This window comes from Roseomonas sp. TAS13 (assembly GCF_001950415.1).
GTDB lineage: Bacteria > Pseudomonadota > Alphaproteobacteria > Acetobacterales > Acetobacteraceae > Roseomonas > Roseomonas mucosa.
The window spans coordinates 1-1,874 of record NZ_BDLP01000586.1 but is presented as its reverse complement, the minus strand read 5'-3'; the positions used below and the strand labels follow the sequence as shown (position 1 = coordinate 1,874).

2 protein-coding genes are annotated in these 1,874 nt (G+C 71.5%); one reads left to right on the top strand and one right to left on the bottom strand.

All coding sequences use genetic code 11. The annotated features are described in order from the left end of the window. The coding region (locus ROTAS13_RS23895; protein ID WP_139323548.1) for a DUF4214 domain-containing protein at positions 1-794 on the top strand (794 nt) is incomplete at its 5' end. Between the two features lie 32 nt (positions 795-826). Here the strand turns inward: ROTAS13_RS23895 and xerC are convergent. Further along, on the bottom strand, positions 827-1,874 hold a 1,048-nt coding region (xerC, locus tag ROTAS13_RS27565), incomplete at its 5' end, for a tyrosine recombinase XerC (RefSeq protein ID WP_075823610.1).

Sequence of the window (1,874 nt, the reverse complement as noted above, 5' to 3'; positions counted from 1 at the left end):
CGGTGGAGGAGGTCCGCCTGGCCGATGGGCGCCTCGTCTTCAACGAGGCCGATCCGGCGGCACAGGTGGTGCGGCTCTACCACGCGGCCCTCGACCGCGATCCCGAGCAGCAGGGCCTGAACTTCTGGATCGGCCGGCTCGGAGAGGGCCACAGCCTGCTCGATCTCGCGCAGAACTTCCTCGCCAGCCCGGAGTTCAACGCACGCTACGGCAGCCTGACGGACAGCCAGTATGTCGACCGCCTCTACCAGAACGTCCTGGGCCGCGAGGGCGAGGCGGCGGGCAAGGCCTGGTGGCTGTCGCAGCTGGGCAGCGGCCACAGCCGCGCCGAGGTGCTGCAGGGCTTCTCGGAGAGCGCCGAGAACCGGAACAACACCGCCGATCTCTGGCGGAACGGCATCTGGGACGTCGACGAGCATGCCCTGCAGGCCGCCCGGCTCTACGACACGGTGCTGGGGCGGCTGCCCGACGCCCCGGGCCTGGCATTCCAGGCCCCGCTGCTCGACAGCGGCGTCGCGCTGCGGGATGTCGCCGCGGCCTTCACCCGCAGCCCCGAGTTCCAGGCGAAGTACGGCGCCCTGGATGACCGCCAGTTCGTGTCCAACCTCTACCTGAACACGCTGCACCGCGCCGCCGAGCCGGCCGGGCTTGATCACTGGGTGGCCCAGCTCCAGGGAGGTGCGTCGCGCAGCGACGTGGTGCTGGGCTTCTCCGAGAGCCCGGAGCACATCGCCCTGACCACCCCAAACTTCATGTCCGACGATCCGGGCAGCTACGGCATCGCCTTCGCCTGAAGGGTAATCGGCATCGGGAATGGGCGGCCGCGTCATGCCGCCCGTCTCCGCTTGTGGCTCAGGGCGGCATAGCGCAGGGCGGCCTGGTACTGTCCGGCATGGTTGTAGCCCTCCGCGACCGCCGGGGTGTTGCCCACCACCGCCGCCCCAAAGGCCGCCGTCTCGCCCAGCCGCAGCGCCACGGTGGTGACCACGCTGTGCCGGATGCGGTGCGGCCCGAAGGCGATCCCGAAGCGCTTGCAGGACAGACGCTGGATGCGCGTCTGGATGCCCTGCGCGGTCAGCGGCCCGCCCAGCCGGCCGATCCACAACGCCTCTTCCTGCCGCCCCGCCAGCAGCGCCGGCCGGATCACCTCGAGGTAGTGCCGCATCCAGGGCGTGAACTCCGGCAGCAACCCGAAGACGTCGCGCCGGCCGGTCTTGGTCTGCTCGCCGCTCAGCTCGATCCGGAAGCATTCCCCCACCTGGCGCAGCTCCTGGCCCGGCCGCAGCAGGCTCACCGAACGCAGCCGCCGGCCGCACAGCGCGAAGAAGGCGATCAGCAGCCCGTCGCGGTAGGCGGTCAGCGCGTTGGGGTCCCGCCTTCCCTTCTCCAGGCGCCTCAGCGCGTCCTCCATCATGGCAAATCCCCATTCGGCGATCACCTGCCCGTCCGGCACCACCAGGGGCCGTCGCCTCTTGGGCAGCAGCGAATACACCGACACGCCGTCGGGCCTGCGGATCCAGGACACCTCCGCCCCCGGCACGATCACCGCCAGCACCATCGCCAGGTGCCCGAAGCGCCCGATGATGGTGTGGTCGGCGTTGCTGGCCCGGCGCAGGAAACGGAAATAGGCGCGCAGCCGCTCGCGGGTGACGCGGGCCAGCGGCGGCTCGCCGGGGTCGAGCCAGCCGCGGCTGGCCAGGAAGGCCAGCCAGCGACCGTAGGACTTGACCAGGGCAATCAGGGTGTCCGCGCGCAGCCGGGCCCCGGGGCGGACATCCTCGAAGGGATCGCCCGGCGTGCAGTGCAGGACCCAGGCGGCGCGGTCGGCCTCGGGCCAGCATTCCAGCGGCCAGCACAGGCGGGTGTGGGCGTGC